This is a genomic window from Alcaligenes ammonioxydans (assembly GCF_019343455.1).
GTDB classification, from domain to species: domain Bacteria; phylum Pseudomonadota; class Gammaproteobacteria; order Burkholderiales; family Burkholderiaceae_B; genus Alcaligenes; species Alcaligenes ammonioxydans.
In genome coordinates this window covers 3495749-3513234 of the sequence record NZ_CP049362.1, presented here as the reverse complement: position 1 = coordinate 3513234, position 17486 = coordinate 3495749, and the positions used below count along the sequence as shown (strand labels likewise).

17 protein-coding genes and 1 tRNA gene are annotated in these 17486 nt (G+C 55.7%); 8 read left to right on the top strand and 10 right to left on the bottom strand.

The annotated features are described in order from the left end of the window. The first annotated feature begins 3 nt into the window (after window positions 1-3). Complete coding sequence (locus FE795_RS16050) at window positions 4-969, top strand: LysR family transcriptional regulator (RefSeq protein WP_003805673.1); 966 nt, start codon at window positions 4-6, stop codon at window positions 967-969. 204 nt (window positions 970-1173) lie between these two features. On the opposite strand, the gene FE795_RS16045 is transcribed toward FE795_RS16050, so the two are convergent. Further along, window positions 1174-2082, bottom strand: a complete 909-nt coding sequence (locus tag FE795_RS16045; protein WP_131071046.1) for an alpha/beta hydrolase — start codon at window positions 2080-2082, stop codon at window positions 1174-1176. After that, complete coding sequence (gene kynA / locus FE795_RS16040) at window positions 2079-2951, bottom strand: tryptophan 2,3-dioxygenase (protein WP_131071045.1); 873 nt, start codon at window positions 2949-2951, stop codon at window positions 2079-2081. Before kynA ends, FE795_RS16045 begins: the two co-directional genes overlap by 4 nt. A gap of 313 nt (window positions 2952-3264) precedes the next feature. Here kynA and FE795_RS16035 point away from each other — a divergent pair, with 313 nt between their 5' ends. Then, window positions 3265-3753 (top strand): Lrp/AsnC family transcriptional regulator, encoded by a 489-nt coding sequence (locus FE795_RS16035; RefSeq protein WP_003805681.1) that lies wholly within the window; start codon window positions 3265-3267, stop codon window positions 3751-3753. 174 nt (window positions 3754-3927) lie between these two features. After that, a complete protein-coding gene (locus FE795_RS16030; RefSeq protein WP_059318126.1) occupies window positions 3928-5061 on the top strand; it encodes an alpha-hydroxy acid oxidase in 1134 nt (377 codons plus the stop codon). 25 nt (window positions 5062-5086) lie between these two features. Here the strand turns inward: FE795_RS16030 and FE795_RS16025 are convergent, their stop codons facing one another. Then, on the bottom strand, window positions 5087-6205 hold the full coding sequence (locus tag FE795_RS16025; protein WP_131071044.1) for an LPS O-antigen chain length determinant protein WzzB: 1119 nt from the start codon (window positions 6203-6205) through the stop codon (window positions 5087-5089). A gap of 1096 nt (window positions 6206-7301) precedes the next feature. Continuing rightward, window positions 7302-7377: transfer RNA gene (locus tag FE795_RS16020), tRNA-Thr, on the bottom strand. Between the two features lie 247 nt (window positions 7378-7624). Here FE795_RS16020 and cysP point away from each other — a divergent pair. Genes cysP through cysW form a run of 3 tightly spaced genes read left to right on the top strand, consistent with a single transcriptional unit; the run spans window position 7625 to window position 10368 of the window. Beyond that, window positions 7625-8629, top strand: coding sequence for a thiosulfate ABC transporter substrate-binding protein CysP (gene cysP, locus FE795_RS16015; protein ID WP_059318128.1), 1005 nt, complete (start codon window positions 7625-7627; stop codon window positions 8627-8629). A gap of 3 nt (window positions 8630-8632) precedes the next feature. Continuing rightward, window positions 8633-9523: a sulfate ABC transporter permease subunit CysT gene (gene cysT / locus FE795_RS16010; protein ID WP_003805388.1), complete on the top strand. Its 891-nt coding sequence runs from the start codon at window positions 8633-8635 to the stop codon at window positions 9521-9523. After that, window positions 9520-10368: a sulfate ABC transporter permease subunit CysW gene (gene cysW, locus FE795_RS16005; RefSeq protein ID WP_003805389.1), complete on the top strand. Its 849-nt coding sequence runs from the start codon at window positions 9520-9522 to the stop codon at window positions 10366-10368. Before cysT ends, cysW begins: the two co-directional genes overlap by 4 nt. Window positions 10369-10464: 96 nt before the next feature. Here the strand turns inward: cysW and FE795_RS16000 are convergent, their stop codons facing one another. The 5 genes from FE795_RS16000 to petA all read right to left on the bottom strand — a co-directional run bounded on the left by FE795_RS16000 (window position 10465) and on the right by petA (window position 14592). Continuing rightward, the gene (locus FE795_RS16000; RefSeq protein ID WP_219235312.1) at window positions 10465-10893 is read right to left on the bottom strand and encodes a ClpXP protease specificity-enhancing factor; all 429 of its coding nucleotides are present in this window, start codon (window positions 10891-10893) and stop codon (window positions 10465-10467) included. A 6-nt stretch (window positions 10894-10899) separates the two neighbouring features. Continuing rightward, complete coding sequence (locus tag FE795_RS15995) at window positions 10900-11508, bottom strand: glutathione S-transferase N-terminal domain-containing protein (protein WP_003805391.1); 609 nt, start codon at window positions 11506-11508, stop codon at window positions 10900-10902. 126 nt (window positions 11509-11634) lie between these two features. Further along, window positions 11635-12489, bottom strand: coding sequence for a cytochrome c1 (locus tag FE795_RS15990; protein WP_131071043.1), 855 nt, complete (start codon window positions 12487-12489; stop codon window positions 11635-11637). 19 nt (window positions 12490-12508) lie between these two features. Continuing rightward, a complete protein-coding gene (locus FE795_RS15985) occupies window positions 12509-13897 on the bottom strand; it encodes a cytochrome b (protein ID WP_003805393.1) in 1389 nt (462 codons plus the stop codon). A 50-nt stretch (window positions 13898-13947) separates the two neighbouring features. Beyond that, window positions 13948-14592 carry a ubiquinol-cytochrome c reductase iron-sulfur subunit gene (gene petA, locus FE795_RS15980; protein ID WP_003805394.1) on the bottom strand — a complete coding sequence of 215 codons (645 nt, stop codon included), beginning with the start codon at window positions 14590-14592 and terminating at the stop codon, window positions 13948-13950. Window positions 14593-14718: 126 nt separating this feature from the next. On the opposite strand from petA, the gene mscL reads away from it, so the two are divergent. Next, the gene (gene mscL, locus FE795_RS15975; protein ID WP_003805396.1) at window positions 14719-15174 is read left to right on the top strand and encodes a large conductance mechanosensitive channel protein MscL; all 456 of its coding nucleotides are present in this window, start codon (window positions 14719-14721) and stop codon (window positions 15172-15174) included. A 182-nt stretch (window positions 15175-15356) separates the two neighbouring features. Here mscL and FE795_RS15970 read toward each other — a convergent pair whose 3' ends face one another. Then, window positions 15357-16133, bottom strand: a complete 777-nt coding sequence (locus FE795_RS15970; RefSeq protein ID WP_059318131.1) for a Nif3-like dinuclear metal center hexameric protein — start codon at window positions 16131-16133, stop codon at window positions 15357-15359. Window positions 16134-16158: 25 nt separating this feature from the next. On the opposite strand from FE795_RS15970, the gene FE795_RS15965 reads away from it, so the two are divergent. Then, a complete protein-coding gene (locus tag FE795_RS15965; RefSeq protein WP_131071041.1) occupies window positions 16159-17325 on the top strand; it encodes a S1C family serine protease in 1167 nt (388 codons plus the stop codon). Window positions 17326-17486: the final 161 nt, after the last annotated feature.

Genomic DNA, 17486 nt, shown 5'->3' with positions numbered 1-17486 from the left:
GACATGGAAATTCGCCAATTAGAAGCTTTTGCAGCTGTGATGTCCGCAGGCAGTGTGACTGCTGCCGGTCGACTGTTGGATCGCTCACAGCCTGTAGTCAGCCGTCAGATCCAGGAGCTGGAGCAGGAGTTGGGCTTCCGGCTCTTTACCCGTACCCGCCCGCAGGTCACCCTGACGGAACAGGGACGGGAGTTTTATCTGGAAGCCCGGCCTGTGCTGATGAACCTGGAAGTGCTGCAAAGCCGTGCGCTGGAAATCGCCCGCGGGGGACTGCGGCCCCTGCGTATCGTGGCCACTCATGCCATGGCGATGGGTTTGTTGCCTCAGGTCTTGGGCATCATGGAGCAGCACGATCCGGCCTTCAAGCAAAAGCTGATGATTGATACCGTCAAGCCGGAGGAAGTTGTTCAAGCCATCGACGAAGGGCGGGCCGATCTGGCCGTGACCAGCCTGCCTTTGGATATTGATGGCTGTACCCTGCATTGGTCAGGGCAAAGCCCCTGTTTGCTGGGCATGGCGGTGAACCATGCATTGGCCAGTCAAGACCTGGTCCGGCTCAGCGATATTCAGGGCACTCCCCTGATTTCCGTTCAGAATCGTCATCGCTTACGCCATACCCTGGCGACCGCTTTGTTGCGTGCCAGTCCGGAGGCTCCCGAAGATATTCGTCATATTGAGGTGGCGTCCTCGCTGGAAGGGCTGGTGCTGGCCAGCCAAGGGGTGGGAGTGTCCCTGATTGATCCGTTCACTGCGCATGGCCTGCCTCTGCCCAACGTCGTGCTGCGCCCGATTGATATTCACGTGCCCTACATGGTTGGTGTGGTGTCTTTGCGGTCGCGGGAGTTGCGCCCCGATGCACAGCGCCTGGTTGAAGCCATGCGGCAATATGTGCTGCAGTTCATCCCGCGTTTTGTGCTGGGGGACGATACGGGCCTGCCAAGCACGCAGGACCCCTTTGATTCACTGTAATCAGCTGCGTAGCGCGGGCAGGCAGATCCGCCTGCTGCGCGTCCGGCTGCCATGGCATTAGCAAGCCATCGCGTACGACAACGCTTTCAGCTTCATGCCCAGACCGACCTTAGCCTTCACCCAACGCTGGCGTTGTAGTGAAGGGCGTGCGGCGAAACTGGCGATGTAGCGCGTCGGCGGCGGCCGTGTCTGCCCCGTGTTCCCTCATGTGCTTCCGGTAGAGGTGACTGGCAGCGATGCAAAAAGCGCGTGTGTTGCTGCGCCCAAGCGGGTGTCGGGACGAGCCTGGTCAAAAATGACATCGAAGTGATTGCGTCCTGGCATTTCGATGGGCGGCAGATATTGGGCGCCCTGTGCTTTCAGCAAGTCAGCAAACGCTTGGCTCTGGCGCTTGAACTCCGAGGTTTCGATTTCTCCCCAGCCGATGAGGGTGGGTGGAAAACCTGTCAGATCAAGCAACTGGGGGCTGACCGCCCGTGCGCTTGCCGCGTCCAGGGACAGTGCATCATTGATGCTGGTGCCTATCAAGGGTTGAAGGTCGTAAATGCCAGACACCAACACGGCCGCTGCCGGCGTTCCCAAAGGCAAATCAGCATCATCCTCCCACCCACGCAGACAGCACATGGCTGCCAGATGCGCGCCGGCAGAACTGCCGGAAACGACCATGCGTTGCGGGTCAAAGCCCAGTTTGTTGCCATGTTGATGCAGCCAGCGCAGTGCCTTGCGGCATTCCAGCACCATGTCATGGACGCAGGCTTGTGGTGCCAAGGTGTAATCAAGGGCGGCAAAGGCGATGCCAGCTGCCGTGCAGTCTGGGGCCGAGAACGATGAGGATGCTTTGGAAAGCTCCTGCCAGTAGCCGCCATGTATAAATAGCAGCAGGGGCGGGAGCGATTCCGAGTGCGTGCCCGCAGGCAGAAAGAGGTCGAGCTTATGCGCAGCAGCGTCGCCATAAGCGAGCTCGACATGGTGGGCACTGCCGACCAGAGCGGCTTTGCTCAGTGTGGCGTACTGCTCAATGTACGGCGCATAGTTGCCACCGATACAAGAGCTGGGCGAGTATTCACGCTCGCGATCTTGCGGCGAAAAAACGGGGTTGGGTATCTGTGTCACAGCGCAGTCCGCACAGTCCAGATTTCGGGGAACAACACGACATCCAGCATTTTGCGCAGGTAGCTGACCCCTCCCGTCCCACCTGTGCCGCGCTTGAAGCCGATAACGCGTTCAACCGTGGTGACATGACGGAAACGCCAAAGCCGGAAGGCGTCTTCAATGTCGGTCAGTTTCTCACCGAGCTGGTACAGATCCCAATGCGCATGAGGGTCACGGTAAACCTGTAACCAGGCGGCTTCCACTTCCGCATTGGCCAGGTAGGGCTGGGTCCAGTCGCGGTCCAGGTAGTTGGCGGGGATAGCAAAGCCCTGACGGGCCAATAGTCGCAATGACTCGTCATAAAGCGAGGGGGCGCGATAGGCAGCATTCACCTGGCGGAGCAGATCCGGCCGGTGTGCATGCGGTTTGAGCATGGCGGCGTTCTTGTTGCCCAGGGCAAACTCAATGCAGCGATACTGCGCGCTTTGAAAGCCGCTGGAGCTGGCCAGATAGGGCCGCATGGCGGTGTACTCCGGCGGGGTCATGGTCGAGAGCACGGTCCAGGCGCTAACCAACTGCTCCATGATGCGCGAGACACGTGCCAGCATCTTGAAGCTGTCGGCATAGCGGTCGGCAGCGACCGCTGCGGTAGCGGCGTTCAGTTCGTGCAGCATCAGTTTCATCCAGAGCTCGCTGGTCTGATGCTGAATGATGAACAGCATTTCATCGTGGGCGGGCGAGAGCGGGTGCTGGGCGCCGAGCACCTCATCCAGATGCAGGTAGTCGCCGTAGCTCATGGACTGGCTGAAATCCAACTGCGCTTTTTCTTCCGCAACAATGCGTTCTGTCTCGCCGACTCCCTTGTCAGCCGATGCGTTGGAGGCATTCATGTGTTCTGTTCCCGGTATGTTAATAATGACCCGAGCGACAGTGTGATCAAGTCGCCTGAGTCGGTAGAAAACCAAAGTCGCGTTGCGCGCCAGGGGGAGTGGGCCCCGCATCATGCCCGAAGGTCTCCATCAGCGGCAGGATGCGCTTACCCGAACAAGCGGGCTTAGGGGCAGAGACGCAAAGTGTCTGTGGTTTCATTATTTCATCCCACTTAGATTTATGCGTTGATCTTATTTATTTAAGAGGGTTGCGCCAAGCGGTTTTTTATACAAGCATAATTTTTTCAGTAAAAATTAAAAAACAGGTTTTTTTATGCATATAGAACTGGATGAGGTGGACTACCTTTTGTTGGCCGAGCTGCAGGCAAACGCCAGGCTTACCACGAGCGAGCTGGCGCAAAAGGTGGGGATATCCCAATCGCCTTGCTGGCGTCGGATTCGGCGCATGGAAGAGGCGGGACTTATTGCCGGCTATCAGGCGCGGCTGGACCGTCGTGGCCTGGGTTACGGGGTGGTGGCGTTTGTCAGTATCAGTGTCGACTTTCAGAACGAAGCGCGTTCGGTGCAGTTTGTGGAGGCGGTACGCGACATACCGGAGGTGGTGATGTGCCATGGCATTGCCGGACCGGCTGACTTTTTGCTCATGGTGGTGGCCAAAGACCTGGATAGCTACTCGGAGCTGCTGCAGCGCAAGCTGCATCGCCTGCCTGGGGTTCGGCAGGCGCAGACCAGCTTTTCCCTGCAGGAATTCAAAGGACTTAACGAGCTGCCGATTCCGTTATTGACGCGCCCCTCGGTCTGAGGCCCGCCCCCCCCCCTTATCGAGACAAGCCTGTCTGCCCATTTTGCCTGTTCTGCCTGCTTGGGCGATGTGCCTCTGGCCGGATGCCGCATTTTCAGGCATATACTTGATGCTTAAACAATTAACTTGAATCGGGCGTGAAAGCTCGACCTTACGTGGGAGGCAGCCTGCATCATGCGGCTCAATGTTCAGGATTTCCAGCTAGCGGCCCGGCGCCGTCTGCCCGGTTTTGTGTATGACTATGTTGCCGGCGGGGCAGAGGATGAGTTGTGTCTGGCTCGTAATCAAGCGGATTTGCAGACGATGACCTTATCGCCGCGCAGTTTGCGGGACACATCGGCCATCTCGACCAGCATAGAGGTTTTTGGACGGCGGTGGTCGGCTCCTTTTGGGGTGGCGCCGGTGGGCCTGATTGATGTGGTGCGTCCTGGCGGGGACGTGCTGGCAGCGCGCGCCGCTGGCAAGGCAGGCTTGCCCTACATTTTGTCTACGGCCTCCAACAGCGCCCTGGAACACGTGCGAGAGGCTTGTGACGGGCCGTGCTGGATGCAGTTATATGTCATGCAAGACAGGGGGATGGCCAATTCCATTTTGGATCGTGCTCGTCAAGCTGGTTTTGAGGCGCTGGTGTTGACGGTAGACGTGCCGGTCGGTGGGTACCGGGAGAAAGATATACGTCATGGCTTTAAGCTACCTTTTCGCCCCGGTCCCCGTTTACTGCTGGATATGGCTTTGCAGCCACGTTGGTTGTGGCGGCAGGCATTAGCCGGACAGCCCCAGTTCGTCAATCTGATGCCGACGGAAGGGGCCAGCTCCGCCCAGGCGCAGGCAGCCCTGTTGGCTAGAAGTATGGACCGCAGCCTGGTGTGGAACGACGTAGCGTGGCTGCGCTCCAAATGGGATGGCCCTGTACTGGTCAAAGGCGTGCTACATCCAGAAGACGCGCGTCAGGCGCTGCGTCATGGTGTGGATGGCTTGATTGTCTCCAATCACGGTGGCCGCCAATTGGACTGTGCGCCATCCACAATCAGTGTGCTCCCGCAGATCATGGCGATCGTCAACTCGCAGATCCCGGTGTTCATCGACAGTGGTTTCCGGCGGGGTTCGGATGTTGCCAAAGCGCTTGCCTGCGGTGCGACGGGCGCTTTTTTTGGCCGAGCGATTGCCTACGGCTTGGCCCAAAATGGTGAGCAAGGGGTTGCGACCGTGCTCAGCCTGCTGACTCAGGAGCTGGAGCGAACCATGACATTGCTGGGAGCGGGGTGTCCCGCGGATCTGGCCGAGTGTCTGGTCCCGACCGCAGAGTAAGGCAGGATAGGGCGGCATACAGGAATCACTGCCGATTCACCTCGAGAAGTTTGTTTTCCTGGCGAAAGTTGGTCACCACAGTCAGGTCTTGTTTGCGGAAGATCTCCTGCCCAAGCAGCCAGAGAATACCGAGCATGCCCCCTGATAAGCCCCCCAGAATGACAATTAGCGCACGCATAGGCTTGTCACGCTTTAAGGGAAGGGTAGGGGGACGTTGAGTGAAATATAAAAGGCTGTTGACTTTATAGTGTCGCAGCGGTTCAAGTTGCTCAAGTTCCCGCTTGATCTCAAAGTAATTAGGCGGGTAAATAATAGGTGATCTGGCCCAGGTCTCAAGTTCAGCGCTCAGGTACTTTTCACCGAGCATGAATAGGCGTTTGCTATCGCTAAGCTCAATGACGGTGGCCCCTTCCGTCTGTCTGGCAACGATATAGTCCTTGATGCCGGCAAGTTTGGCTGTATGCAGGGCGGCCTCCAGATTTTCAATGCTGTGCTGGCGGTCCGTCATCAGCTTGAATTCAATGTTGTGAAGATCCGTTTGTCGAGACAGTATCTGGGCATTGAGCTGGTCGTTGAATTCTTTATCGACTTGTTCAAATGCCAGTGCGTTTACCCAGTCCAGATAGCCGTTCAGCACTTCCTGGGCCTGCTCTGCGCTGGTCGCACTAAAGGAGAACCTGTAATAGGGCGCAATGACATCATGCTCAGGGGCCTTGATCTTGAGCTGATCTACCAGTTCCAGCAGTAAGAGGCGGTCGGCTCTCTGATCGCCTGTCAGCTGTTGTTTGTAGTAATCGCTCTCACTCAGGTAGGCCCATTGGTTTCTGGAAATGGCAGCTTGTGTGACAAATGCACTAAATAGCAAGGAGCTCAGTGCATGCGTGTCAATGGTCTGGTTGCCTGTTACTCGCGCCATGGCGCGACGTTGGTCCAGGTAAGCGCTGATTTGTTCTACGCGTGGTGCGCTGACGTACGCCACGGATGTCCATTGTTCTTTGGCAACAAGGGCATAAATGGTGGCTAGTACGACACCGGCGAAGAAGAAACGCAGAAATAGGGCGCGCTTTTCCCAAAACCTTCGAAGAAGCTGTACCAGATCTAGCTGGCCGTTATGTTGAGTGCTGCGTGCGTGGAGTTCTGACATTAGAAAGCAATCCTGGACTGTTTAGCATTAGAAGCATTCACTGCTTTAAATTTATATAAAGGCGAACCTAATGAGGACCTATGGATGAACTTGCTATCAATAGCAGCAGGTTTTATTAGGGGTACAAACAGATGAAAAGAATGTTATTCCTATAGAGCGTGCTGCATGCTGCCTGAAATAGCCGGTCCCCTTTTCCTAAGCAAAAATAGCGGGGCTGGGTGTGGGTCAAGCCTGGCATTTTTTTGCTTGTGAGTTTTGATGGGGATTCTTAAGTGGCTGATAGTAAAGGTTTAAAACGTAGCGGTTTGAATGTCGAGACAGCAGAACAAGTAGGGCTTAAGAGCAGCAAGATGAGCTCTGTGTACTGAATCGAGAAAAGCATTGCTGGGATGAGGACGTAAGAAACTTTCACTAAGATTCCCAGAGGTTATTTTGAGATCTGGGAATTAATCAATAAGGACGCTATTTTTGCGTGATTGAATAATAACTCACCGTGCAAAAAAGTTGTATAAAACATTGGGTTTGTCAATTGCCTTATTATGCGGTGGCTAATAAATAAAAAATGATTTAAAAGTAAAAACTGCGCATGGTTTTTATTGGTTTAATTATTGATATAAGAAATTATTAATAAATGATAAATCATTAATCATAAGTAAAAACTTAATAATAAAAACGAGTGATAAATGTCAGCTATAGACATATATCCAAATTGAAGGCGCTGCAGTAATGAAATGGTATGGCGGACTGGGCTCGTGGCCAGGCCCAACAGACGCCCTATGAGGGCGTCGGCCTCTTTTCTTCTGGTGACTGCAGGGTGGGGGCGAGCTGAGTGGTGTCGCTTCGAGAGACAGGCTAATGGTGCCCGTAAACTATGATTGCTGTTGCTGTTGCTGTTGCTGTTGCTGGGCTGCTTGCCAGGCGGCGAGCCACGCCCTGCCTGGAAGTGCCGACCTAACCATCGGGGCCAGGTACTCTGGTCAGGCGCTTTGTCTGCCCGTCAGAACCAACAGCAGGCAAGAAGTAGGCAGAAAAACAGCATAAAAAAAGGGCCACCATTTCTGGGGACCCTTTTTATGCGGTAAACCGCTGATATTCGTGGTGCCGGCTAAAGGAGTTGAACCCTCGACCTTCGCATTACAAGTGCGCTGCTCTACCAACTGAGCTAAGCCGGCGAATTGATGATTATAGCCGTATTTTTTCCAAAGAAGCAATCACCAGGCACAGATTGCTAGGAGCCGAAGTGTGAAAACGGGGTGCATAGATAGGTTCTGGTTATAAGGGCATGATGAAAATGTCGTTTTAAATGCCTTTTTCCCTACTCATAATTTGATCTATCCAAGCTGTGCTTATATAGATAGCACGCGATTGAACATGAATGCCGCGCCTGGAAGGTTGCGTCAGGGAACTGTGGGGAACACCATGAAATTGAAGTCTGTTGTTGGCTCTGCCTTGTTGTTGGCCTCGTTGCTGGGAGGTACAGCCAGTGCCCAGGTTACGTTGTTGAACGCCTCGTTTGACGTGGCGCGCGAAACCTTTGCGGCGATCAACCCCAAGTTTGTCGAGCACTGGAAAGCGACTACAGGCCAAGACATCAAGATTGACCAGTCGTTTGCCGGGACCTCCCGTCAGGCCCAAGACATTATTCAAGGCAAGAAAGTTGATACCGTCACCTTTAACCAGGTAACCGATATTGAGTTCTTGGCCGAGCGCGGCGCAGTAGCCAAGGATTGGGCCCAGCAGTTCCCCAACAACAGCTCCCCTTACTACAGCACCATCGCCTTTTTGGTGCGCAAGGGCAATCCCAAGAACATTCAGTCTTGGGATGATCTGGTGCGCGATGATGTGAAACTGGTATTCCCTAACCCCAAGACCTCGGGCAATGCACGCTATACCTATCTGGCTTCCTGGCTGTATGCCAACGAGGCGTTCGGTGGCGATGAGGCCAAGATCAAGCAGTTCGTGGCCAAGGTGTTGGGCAATGTAGAGAGTTTTCCCACTGGCGGTCGGGGTGCGACTGTGGCTTTCGCCCAGAACGGCCAGGGCGATGTGCTGCTGACTTTTGAGTCCGAAGTGCTCAACATTGCTGGCAGCGAAGAGTTCAAGGGCAGCGAGCTGGAAGTGGTGGTGCCTCCTGTCAGTGTTCTGGCCGAGTTTCCCGTGGCGGTGGTTGATCGGGTAGTGGATCAGAAAGGCACGCGCAAGGAAGCGACCGAGTACCTGAAGTTTCAGTACACCCCCGAAATTCAGCGCTTGCTGGCCGGCTTTAACTATCGGGTGACGGACCCGGCGGTTGCCAAGGAATTCGAATCCAAATATGCGCCCGTCAAGCTGATCAATCCCACCGACGTTCTGGGCCCCTGGACTGAGATTCAAAGCCGTCACTTTGCCGCTAACGGGGTATTGGATCAGTTGCTGGCGAAATAATTCATGAGCCGTACTCTTGTGGGCGAAGCGCAGGCTTCCGGGGTGAAGACTGCGCTAAAGCCCCTCTTTTTTTTGCATCGCCCCGTTATGCCGGGTTTTGGGCTGAGCTTTGGCTTTAGCGTCCTGTACCTGTCCATTATCGTGCTTTTGCCTTTGTCGGCCCTGTTCATGTACGTCAGCGACATGAGCCTGGCCGATTATTGGCGCGCAATCACTGACAAGCGCGTTGTCAGCAGTTACCAGGTCACGGTCAGTGCCGCCTTTTATTCCACCGTGATCGCCAGTGTGGTGGGCTTTATCATCGCCTGGATCATTACACGCTTTGAGTTTCCAGGGCGTCGGCTGATCGACGCCTTGGTGGATTTGCCCTTTGCGCTGCCGACGTCTGTGGCTGGCTTGACCCTGGCAACCCTGTTTGTGCCGGGCGGCTGGTTTGGCCAGTTCCTGCCGGAGGGCTGGAAGGTCGCTTATCAATACCCCGGTATTGTTCTGGCCATGACTTTTACCAGTTTGCCCTTTGTGGTGCGCATTGTGCAGCCTGTCATTGAGGAACTGGGTGCGGAGTACGAGGAAGTCGCCCATACACTGGGTGCGAGCGGGTGGCAGACCTTTAGCAAAGTCGTGTTTCCGCCTTTGATTCCTGCCTTGGTGACGGGAGCCTCGCAAGCTTTTATCCGTAGCCTGGGAGAGTTTGGCGCCGTCATTATGATTGCGGGCAATATTCCTTTCAAAACCGAAGTTTCATCTTTGATGATTTTTGTGCGCTTGCAAGAGTTCAATTACCCGGCGGCAGCGGCGATTGCCTCGGTGATCCTGATCGCTTCCCTGCTGCTGCTGTTTAGCCTGCAGCTGGTGCAGAATCGCCTGTTAGGCTGGCAGCGGAGGGCGTCATGAGAAAACCACCTAAGAGCCTGGCAGACCGCTTGATCCTGACGGTGGGCATCGGGCTGGTGCTCGGTTTGCTTGTTGTTCCCTTGGTGCTGATTTTCTCCAAAGCGCTGGGTGATGGCTTGCCCGCTTTGTGGAGCAATCTGCAAGAGGACTATATGCTCCACGCCATCGGGCTGACCTTGTTCGTGGCGGTGCTGACGGTACCGCTGAACATGGTGTTCGGCATCTTGCTGGCCTGGTGTCTGACGCACTACCAGTTTCGTGGCCGTCGCTTGTTAAGTACCCTGGTGGACCTGCCTTACGCGGTTTCCCCGGTGGTGGCAGGTTTGTGTTACCTCGTGGTCTATGGGGTAGAGTCGTCGCTGGGGCAGTGGTTAAGCGCACGGGATATTCAGTTGATGTTTGCCTGGCCCGGGATCTTGATGGTGACCATCTTCGTGACGACCCCGTATGTCGCCCGTATTCTGATCCCCGTCATGCAGGCTCAAGGTTCGGATGCGCAGGCGGCCGCCTTAAGTCTGGGGGCCAATGGTTGGCAAATCTTCTGGCACGTTACCTTGCCGGATATCAAATGGGCGCTGCTGTACGGCGTCGTGCTGACCAATGCGCGAGCTATTGGCGAATTTGGTGCGGTATCTGTTGTGTCGGGCACCATCATGAACCAGACCTTGACCCTGTCCTTGCTGGTCGATCAGCTCAACAATGATAACAAGGCGGCTGCGGCCTTTACCGCGGCTGCACTGCTGGCGGTATTCGCTATTGTGTCAGTGATGCTCAAGAGCCTTCTGGAGTGGCGTGTGGCCGCTGGACGCCGTCGTAATCAGGCTGAGGCGGTGCAGCAAGGCTAAGGGGCGAGCGCGGCGGTCGTAGCGTCTAACCGGGACGTAGTGCCAAAAACATAGAGCCCCATGCGGGGCTCTATGTTTTTCTGCGTCGACCTCGCCTTACTTGACGATCTTGAGGTGCGAAACCTTGTCAGCGTCTTTTCTGGCAGCGGGTGCTTCTGTTGTCGTTTCAGGAGCGACAGCAGTTGGTGCGTCGCCTTGTGGGTAGGGCTCGGACTCCATGACTTCAAAACCCATGCCGGCACCGGTTTCACGTGCGTAAATGGCCGAGACGGCGGCTACAGGCACGAATATGTCTTCCGTCACGCCGCCAAAGCGTGCCTGAAATTCAATGTATTCGTTGCCCAGAATCAGGCCGTTGGTGGCCAGATGACCAATATTCAGGGTGATTTGACCATCCTGAATATGGCCTCGCGGGACGACGGTATTGGCATCCACCGTCACCACGATATGAGGGGTGTACCCGTGGTCTGAACACCATTCGTGCAGCGCGCGCAACAGGTAAGGCTTGGTCGAGGTTTCTTGCATAATCGATTAGCGACGCATGACTTTTTCGGAGGGAGTCAGTGCTTCAATGTAGGCCGGACGCGAGAACACGCGTTCGGCATACTTTTGCACCGGAGCAGCGCTCTTGGGCAGTTCAATGCCGTAGTGGTCCAGACGCCAGAGCAAAGGAGCGATCGCCACGTCCAGCATGGAGAACTCTTCACCCAGCATGTACTTGTTCTTGAGCAAGATGGGCGCCAGTTGGGACAGGTGATTGCGGATTTGCTGACGGGCCTGTTCCTGGGCCTTGGCATCGGCATTGCGACGATCCTCCAGAGCCGCCACATGCACAAACAGTTCCTTTTCAAAGTTGTACAGGAACAAGCGTGTGCGGGCACGCATGGTGGGATCTGCGGGCATTAGCTGTGGATGGGGGAAGCGCTCATCAATGTATTCATTGATGATGTTCGATTCGTACAAGATCAGGTCACGTTCTACCAGGATTGGCACCTGTCCGTAGGGGTTCATGACGGCGATATCTTCAGGCTTGTTGTACAAGTCGATGTCGCGGATCTCGAAATCCATGCCTTTTTCAAACAACACGAAACGGCAGCGCTGTGAGAATGGGCAAGTTGTTCCAGAGTAGAGCACCATCATGGTAGGAGATTCCAGTCGTAGAAATAAAAACAAGAGCCTCACGGCTCAGGATTCAAAACCCTGCAAGGGGTTTTAACAATAAAGAGCCGGGCAGACTAGTCAAGCCTGCCCGTCTAGCATAGCGTTTTACTTGATGTCTTTCCAGAAAACGCTGTTCAGTCGCCATGCAACGGCAAAGAACAAGAGCAGGAACAGCATCACGCCCACGCCGATCTTTTTGCGCTCCAGTTGCACAGGTTCGGCCATCCAGTCCATAAAGTTGGCCAGGTCAGCCACATCGCTGTCGTATTTGGCAGCGGCCTTGGCGTTAACGGGCTCAAGCTTGACGGTGTCAGTCGCGTGGCCCGTGTAGTCGGCCAACACTTCTTTCTTGACGTTGGAGAAGCCGGCAGGATCGTAGGTGGCGGTGGTCTTGACCCATTCCTTGCTGCCGTCATCCTTGGCTTCCTGAGCCACGGTAGTGCGGTTCATGGTTACCCCACCCTGGCGCTCCCACAGTGCGTGAGGCATCCCCACGCTTGGGAAAACCAGGTTGTCCCAGCCTGTTGGGCGCGAGACGTCACGGTAGAACGTGCGCAAGTAGGTGTAGATGTAGTCTGCGCCGCTGGGGCCCAGGTTGGTGGACTTGGCACGGGCAATCACGGACAGGTCTGGTGGGGCTGCGCCAAACCATTTCTTGCCCATTTCAGGGGTCATGGCGATCTTCATCAGATCACCCACCTTGTCCGAGGAGAACAGCAGGTTCTTTTTGATGTCCTCTTCAGTCAGGCCGATCTCTGTCAGCTTGTTGTAGCGCATGGAGTTGGCGCTATGACAGTTCAGACAGTAGTTCACAAACAGTTTTGCGCCATTTTGCAAGGCCGCCATGTCATTCATGCGGTCGGGCGCGCGCTCCAGGGCATAGCCACCTCCGGCGGCACCAGCCACCGTGCAGGTAAGGGACAAGGCCAGAGCGCCAAGCAGTTTTTTAATCATGGTCATTCCGTTTCGTGTTGGGGGCCTAGTGAGGGCGGAAAGTCACGCGATCAGGTTCGGGTTTGAACGTACCCATGCGGCTCCATACTGGCATCAGCAGGAAGAAAGCGAGGTAGATCACCGTACCGATCTGGCTCAGCAGGTTGAACAGGTCGTTCGGGGCCTGCGTGCCCAGGTAACCCAGGATCAGGAAGTTGATGATGAAAATCGCGTACAGCACTTTATGCCAGGTAGGACGGTAGCGAATCGACTTCACAGGCGATTTATCCAGCCAAGGCAGGAAGAACAGGATCACGACCGTACCGCCCATGGCCACCACGCCCCAGAACTTGGCGTCAATGACACGCAGCAAAACGGCAACAGCAATCAGGATGGCCGGTACGGCCAGGCGCCAGATACCGGGCAGCTTGCCCTTGACGAACAGCACCAGAGCGCCCAGCACGGAAGCACCGGCCAGAACCCAGGTAAAGTCGGCGGTCGTTGCGCGCAGCATGGAGTAGAAAGGCGTGAAATACCAGACCGGTGCAATGTGCGGAGGCGTCTTCAGTGCGTCGGCGGGGCTGAAGTTGTTGAACTCCAGGAAGTAGCCGCCCATTTCAGGGGCAAAGAACACGATCGCAGCGAACACGATCAGAAAGCCTGCCACGCCCAGAATGTCATGGACGGTGTAGTAGGGGTGGAAGGGAATGCCATCCAAAGGACGACCTTGAGCGTCTTTGGGGCCTTTCTTGATTTCCACGCCGTCGGGGTTGTTGGAGCCGACTTCGTGCAGGGCGATCAGGTGAGCGACCACCAGACCCAGCAGGACCAGAGGCACAGCAATCACGTGCAGAGCAAAGAAGCGGTTCAGGGTGGCGTCGGAGACCACGTAGTCGCCACGGATGAAAATAGCCAGGTCAGGACCAATGAATGGAATGGCCGAGAACAGGTTAACAATCACCTGGGCACCCCAGTAGGACATCTGGCCCCAGGGCAGCAGGTAGCCCATGAAGGCTTCAGCCATCAGACAGAGGAAAATGGCGACGCCAAAAATCCAGACCAGCTCACGTGGTTTGCGGTACGAGCCGTAGAACAGGCCGCGCAGCATGTGCAGGTACACCACCACGAAGAACATGGAAGCGCCGGTGGAGTGCATGTAGCGGATGATCCAGCCGCCCGGCACTTCACGCATGATGTATTCGACCGATTCAAACGCCAGCTTGGCATCGGGCTTGTAGTTCATGACCAGGAAAATACCGGTCACGATCTGAATAACCAGCACCAGCAGTGCCAGAGAGCCAAAGAAGTACCAGAAGTTGAAGTTCTTCGGCGCGTAGTATTCTGACATGTGCTCTTTGTACATGGATGTCAGGGGGAAGCGCCTGTCAATCCATCCCAAGAGTCCTGTCGTTTCGACGGTTTTCTCGCCAGCCATGAAACGGCTCCTTTATCTTTTTAAATAGTACGTATTGGGTTGCAGCCGCCTTAGGCCTTGTTGTTTTCGTCCACGCCGATGGTGACCATCATGCCGTCGGCCGAGAACTCATAAGGCGGGATCTCCAGATTGTCTGGAGCGGGCTTGTTGCTGTAGACGCGGCCGGCCAGGTCAAACGTGGAACCGTGGCAGGGGCACAGAAAACCACCTTCCCAACCACCAGGCAGACCCGGGCCAGCGCCGGCGGCCAGATGCGGAGTAGGGGAGCAGCCCAGGTGGGTGCAAATACCGATACAGATAAAGATTTCGGGGCGACGCGAACGGTATTCGTTCTTGGCGTACGCGGGGGTGTAACCGGGGCGATCCGAGTCAGGGTCGGCCAGCTGGCTGTCCAGCTTGGGCAAGGCGTCCAGCTGCTCTTGGGTACGGTGCAGAATCCAGACCGGTTTCCCGCGCCATTCCACGGTGCGCATCTCACCGGGGGCGATGCTGGAAATATCGACCTCTACGGGAGCGCCGGCCGCTTTTGCTTTCTCGGAAGGAGCAAAGGAGCTGACAAAGGGAACAGCTGTCGCCACACCAGCGACACCACCTAATGCACAGGCGGTGGCGACCCAGGTGCGGCGCGAAGGATCGGGCGGAAGGTTGAGATCAACCGCGCCTCTGGCATCGGGCTGTGTCGTATTCTGACTCATTCTAGTATCCTTATTCCTGCCCGACTCGGGCAATACCACAATTTACGGATTTGGGCCTGGGTATATTATTCAACCGCACATTATACGCTTTACCCAGCGCAGCATAACTTGATCAAAGGTGAACATATGAACAAGGCTCGAGGTTTTCTTAACGAATTCCGGGAGTTCGCCGTTAAGGGCAACATGATGGACCTGGCGGTCGGTGTCATTATCGGAGCTGCCTTCGGCAAGATTATCGACTCGCTGGTAAAAGACATCGTCATGCCCGTCATCAGTTTCATCCTTGGCGGCGAGGTGGATTTTACCAACCAGTTCACGGTCTTGCGTACACCAGAGGGCTATACCGGTCCTCAAACCCTGGAAGCTTTGAATGCGGCGGGGGCCGTTGTTTTGTCCTGGGGTAACTTCCTGACCATTTTCATCAACTTCATCTTGCTGGCCTTCGTGGTGTTTTGCATGGTCAAGATGGTTAACCGCATGCGTGCCACGGTGGCCAAGGCTGAGGCTGCTGAGGCCGTACCCGAGCCAACCCCTGAAGACGTGCTGTTGCTGCGCGAGATCAGGGATTCGCTGAAAAAATAAAAGCCCAAACTTATCAAAGCTTTAAGGTGCCTTTCGGCACCTTTTTGTTTATGTAAACCGACCGGCGGGGTCAAGTTCGCCCGCGCCGGTTGCCTGATTTTAGCCTTTCATGGGCTGGGCTTGTCTAGCCATGCGAGTCTTTAAAGCTTGTTCAAAGTCATATGTACCGGTTTTTGCTCCGGTTAGATCGGGTTGTCCAGGTCGATGAACTCTACGGCGATGCCAAACTGACGGGCAATTTCCTCTCCCAGGGCTTTAGCACCATACCGTTCGGTCGCATGATGCCCTGCGGCCATGAAGGCAATATCGTTTTCCTGAGCACTATGGAAGGTTTGCTCCGACGCCTCGCCGCTGATGTAAAGATCGGCTTGTGCTGCCACGGCGCTTTCAATAAAACCTTGCGCACCCCCAGTACACCAGGCCACGCGGCGTATTTTCCGTTGTAAATCACCAACAATCAGAGGTTTGCGTTGTAAATTATTGCAAACTGTCAGGCCGAATGTTTCCAATGAAACGGGGGTTGGCAATTCGCCCAGCCAGACCAGTCCATCTGGACCACAGGTTTGGGGCAGGCCGTTTGCGTCACGCAGGACCTCAATACCCAATTGCCGGGCTAATTGAGCGTTGTTGCCGAACTGGGGATGGGCGTCCAGGGGCAAGTGGTAGCCCAAGAGGTTAAGCTGATGCGACAGGACGCGTTCGATACGAGTTTTTCGAGTGCCCACAATGCACGGATTTTCGTTTTTCCAGAACCAGCCGTGGTGCACCAGAATAGCGTCCGCCTGGCGGGCAATAGCGGCGTCAATCAGCGCCAGCGAGGCTGTCACCCCCGTGACGAGTTTGCCAATATAGGGCTTGCCTTCGACCTGGAGTCCATTGGGACAGTAGTCCTTGAAGCGGGCGATATCCAAGGTGCTGTTGAGCCAGTCGGTCAGCTCGGCCGTTGAAACCTGAGTCATGGAATTCCTTATCTGAAAGAGTGCTATGCGTCGATTGTGGCTAGTGTTTGCTCAAGCGGTAACGATCTGTCTGGCGGGCTTTTTTATTGTGGTGACGCTGCGACCTCAATGGCTGGGAGCCCCACAGACACCGGCCCGTGATACGAGCAGGGCGGTGCTGCCTGCGCCGGCCCCCGTCGTTCAGGCGCCTGTTGCTCAGGAAGGCCGCGTGTCGTATGCCTTGGCGGTAACCCGTGCCGCGCCTGCTGTCGTTAATGTGTACACCAGCAAGCATTTGGAAGGCAATTCTCCCTTGTTGGAAGACCCTGATTTGCAGCGTCTGTTCCGTGAACTGCCTGATCTGATGGGACGACGTTCCACCATCAACCTGGGTTCGGGCGTGATCGTACACGAACAGGGCTATATCCTGACCAATTACCACGTGATCGAGGCGGCGGATGCGATAGAGGTGGCTTTGTCCGATGGCCGTCAGGCCAAGGCCCGCCTGATTGGTTCGGACCCGGAAAGTGATCTGGCCGTGCTTAAGGTCGATCTGCCCAAGCTGGCGGTGATTCGCGCCCGGTCTCAGGATCAGTTGCAGGTGGGAGATGTTGTACTGGCGATTGGCAATCCCTTTGGAGTGGGGCAAACCACTACGATGGGCATTGTGTCGGGACTGGGCCGCAATCGCCTGGGCATCAATATTTACGAGAACTTTATCCAGACAGACGCGGCGATCAATCCGGGCAATTCCGGTGGGGCCCTGGTGGATGCGGCAGGCCGCTTGGTGGGCATCAATACCGCCATTTATTCCGAAACGGGTGGGTCGCTGGGAATCGGCTTTGCCATTCCCGCTTCGACAGCGCTGGCCATTATGGACGAGATTATTCGTAATGGCGAAGTGACGCGGGGTTGGCTGGGGCTGGAGCCGCAGGACATCACCCCCGATCTGGTCAAGAGCTTCAAGCTGAAAAATGATGCGGGGGTAATTATCGCCAGCGTGCAGCGTCATGGACCGGCTGCCGAGGCGCATTTGTTGGTGGGGGATATTGTGCTGCGCTTGAATGGTCAGCCTGTGGCTGATTCGATTGATCTGCTCAACCAGATCGGTCCGGTGCAGCCCGGGCAAATCGTGACCTTGAGTGTGCTGCGCGAGGGCAAGGAACTGGATGTCCCCGTCAAGGTTGGTATGCGGCCGCAAGTGCGCAAATAAGGAGGGAGGCTACGGCTCCCCTTGCATGAGGGGCGCTTAGGCCAGAGGGGAGTCGCTCAGAGCGTCTGGGCGCTGCTTTCCTGGTGGAGACTGGGTCGCCGCGGCTTTGCCATGATGCATACGGGCTGCCCATTGGCCTGACGCTCCGGTGTGGGTATGAG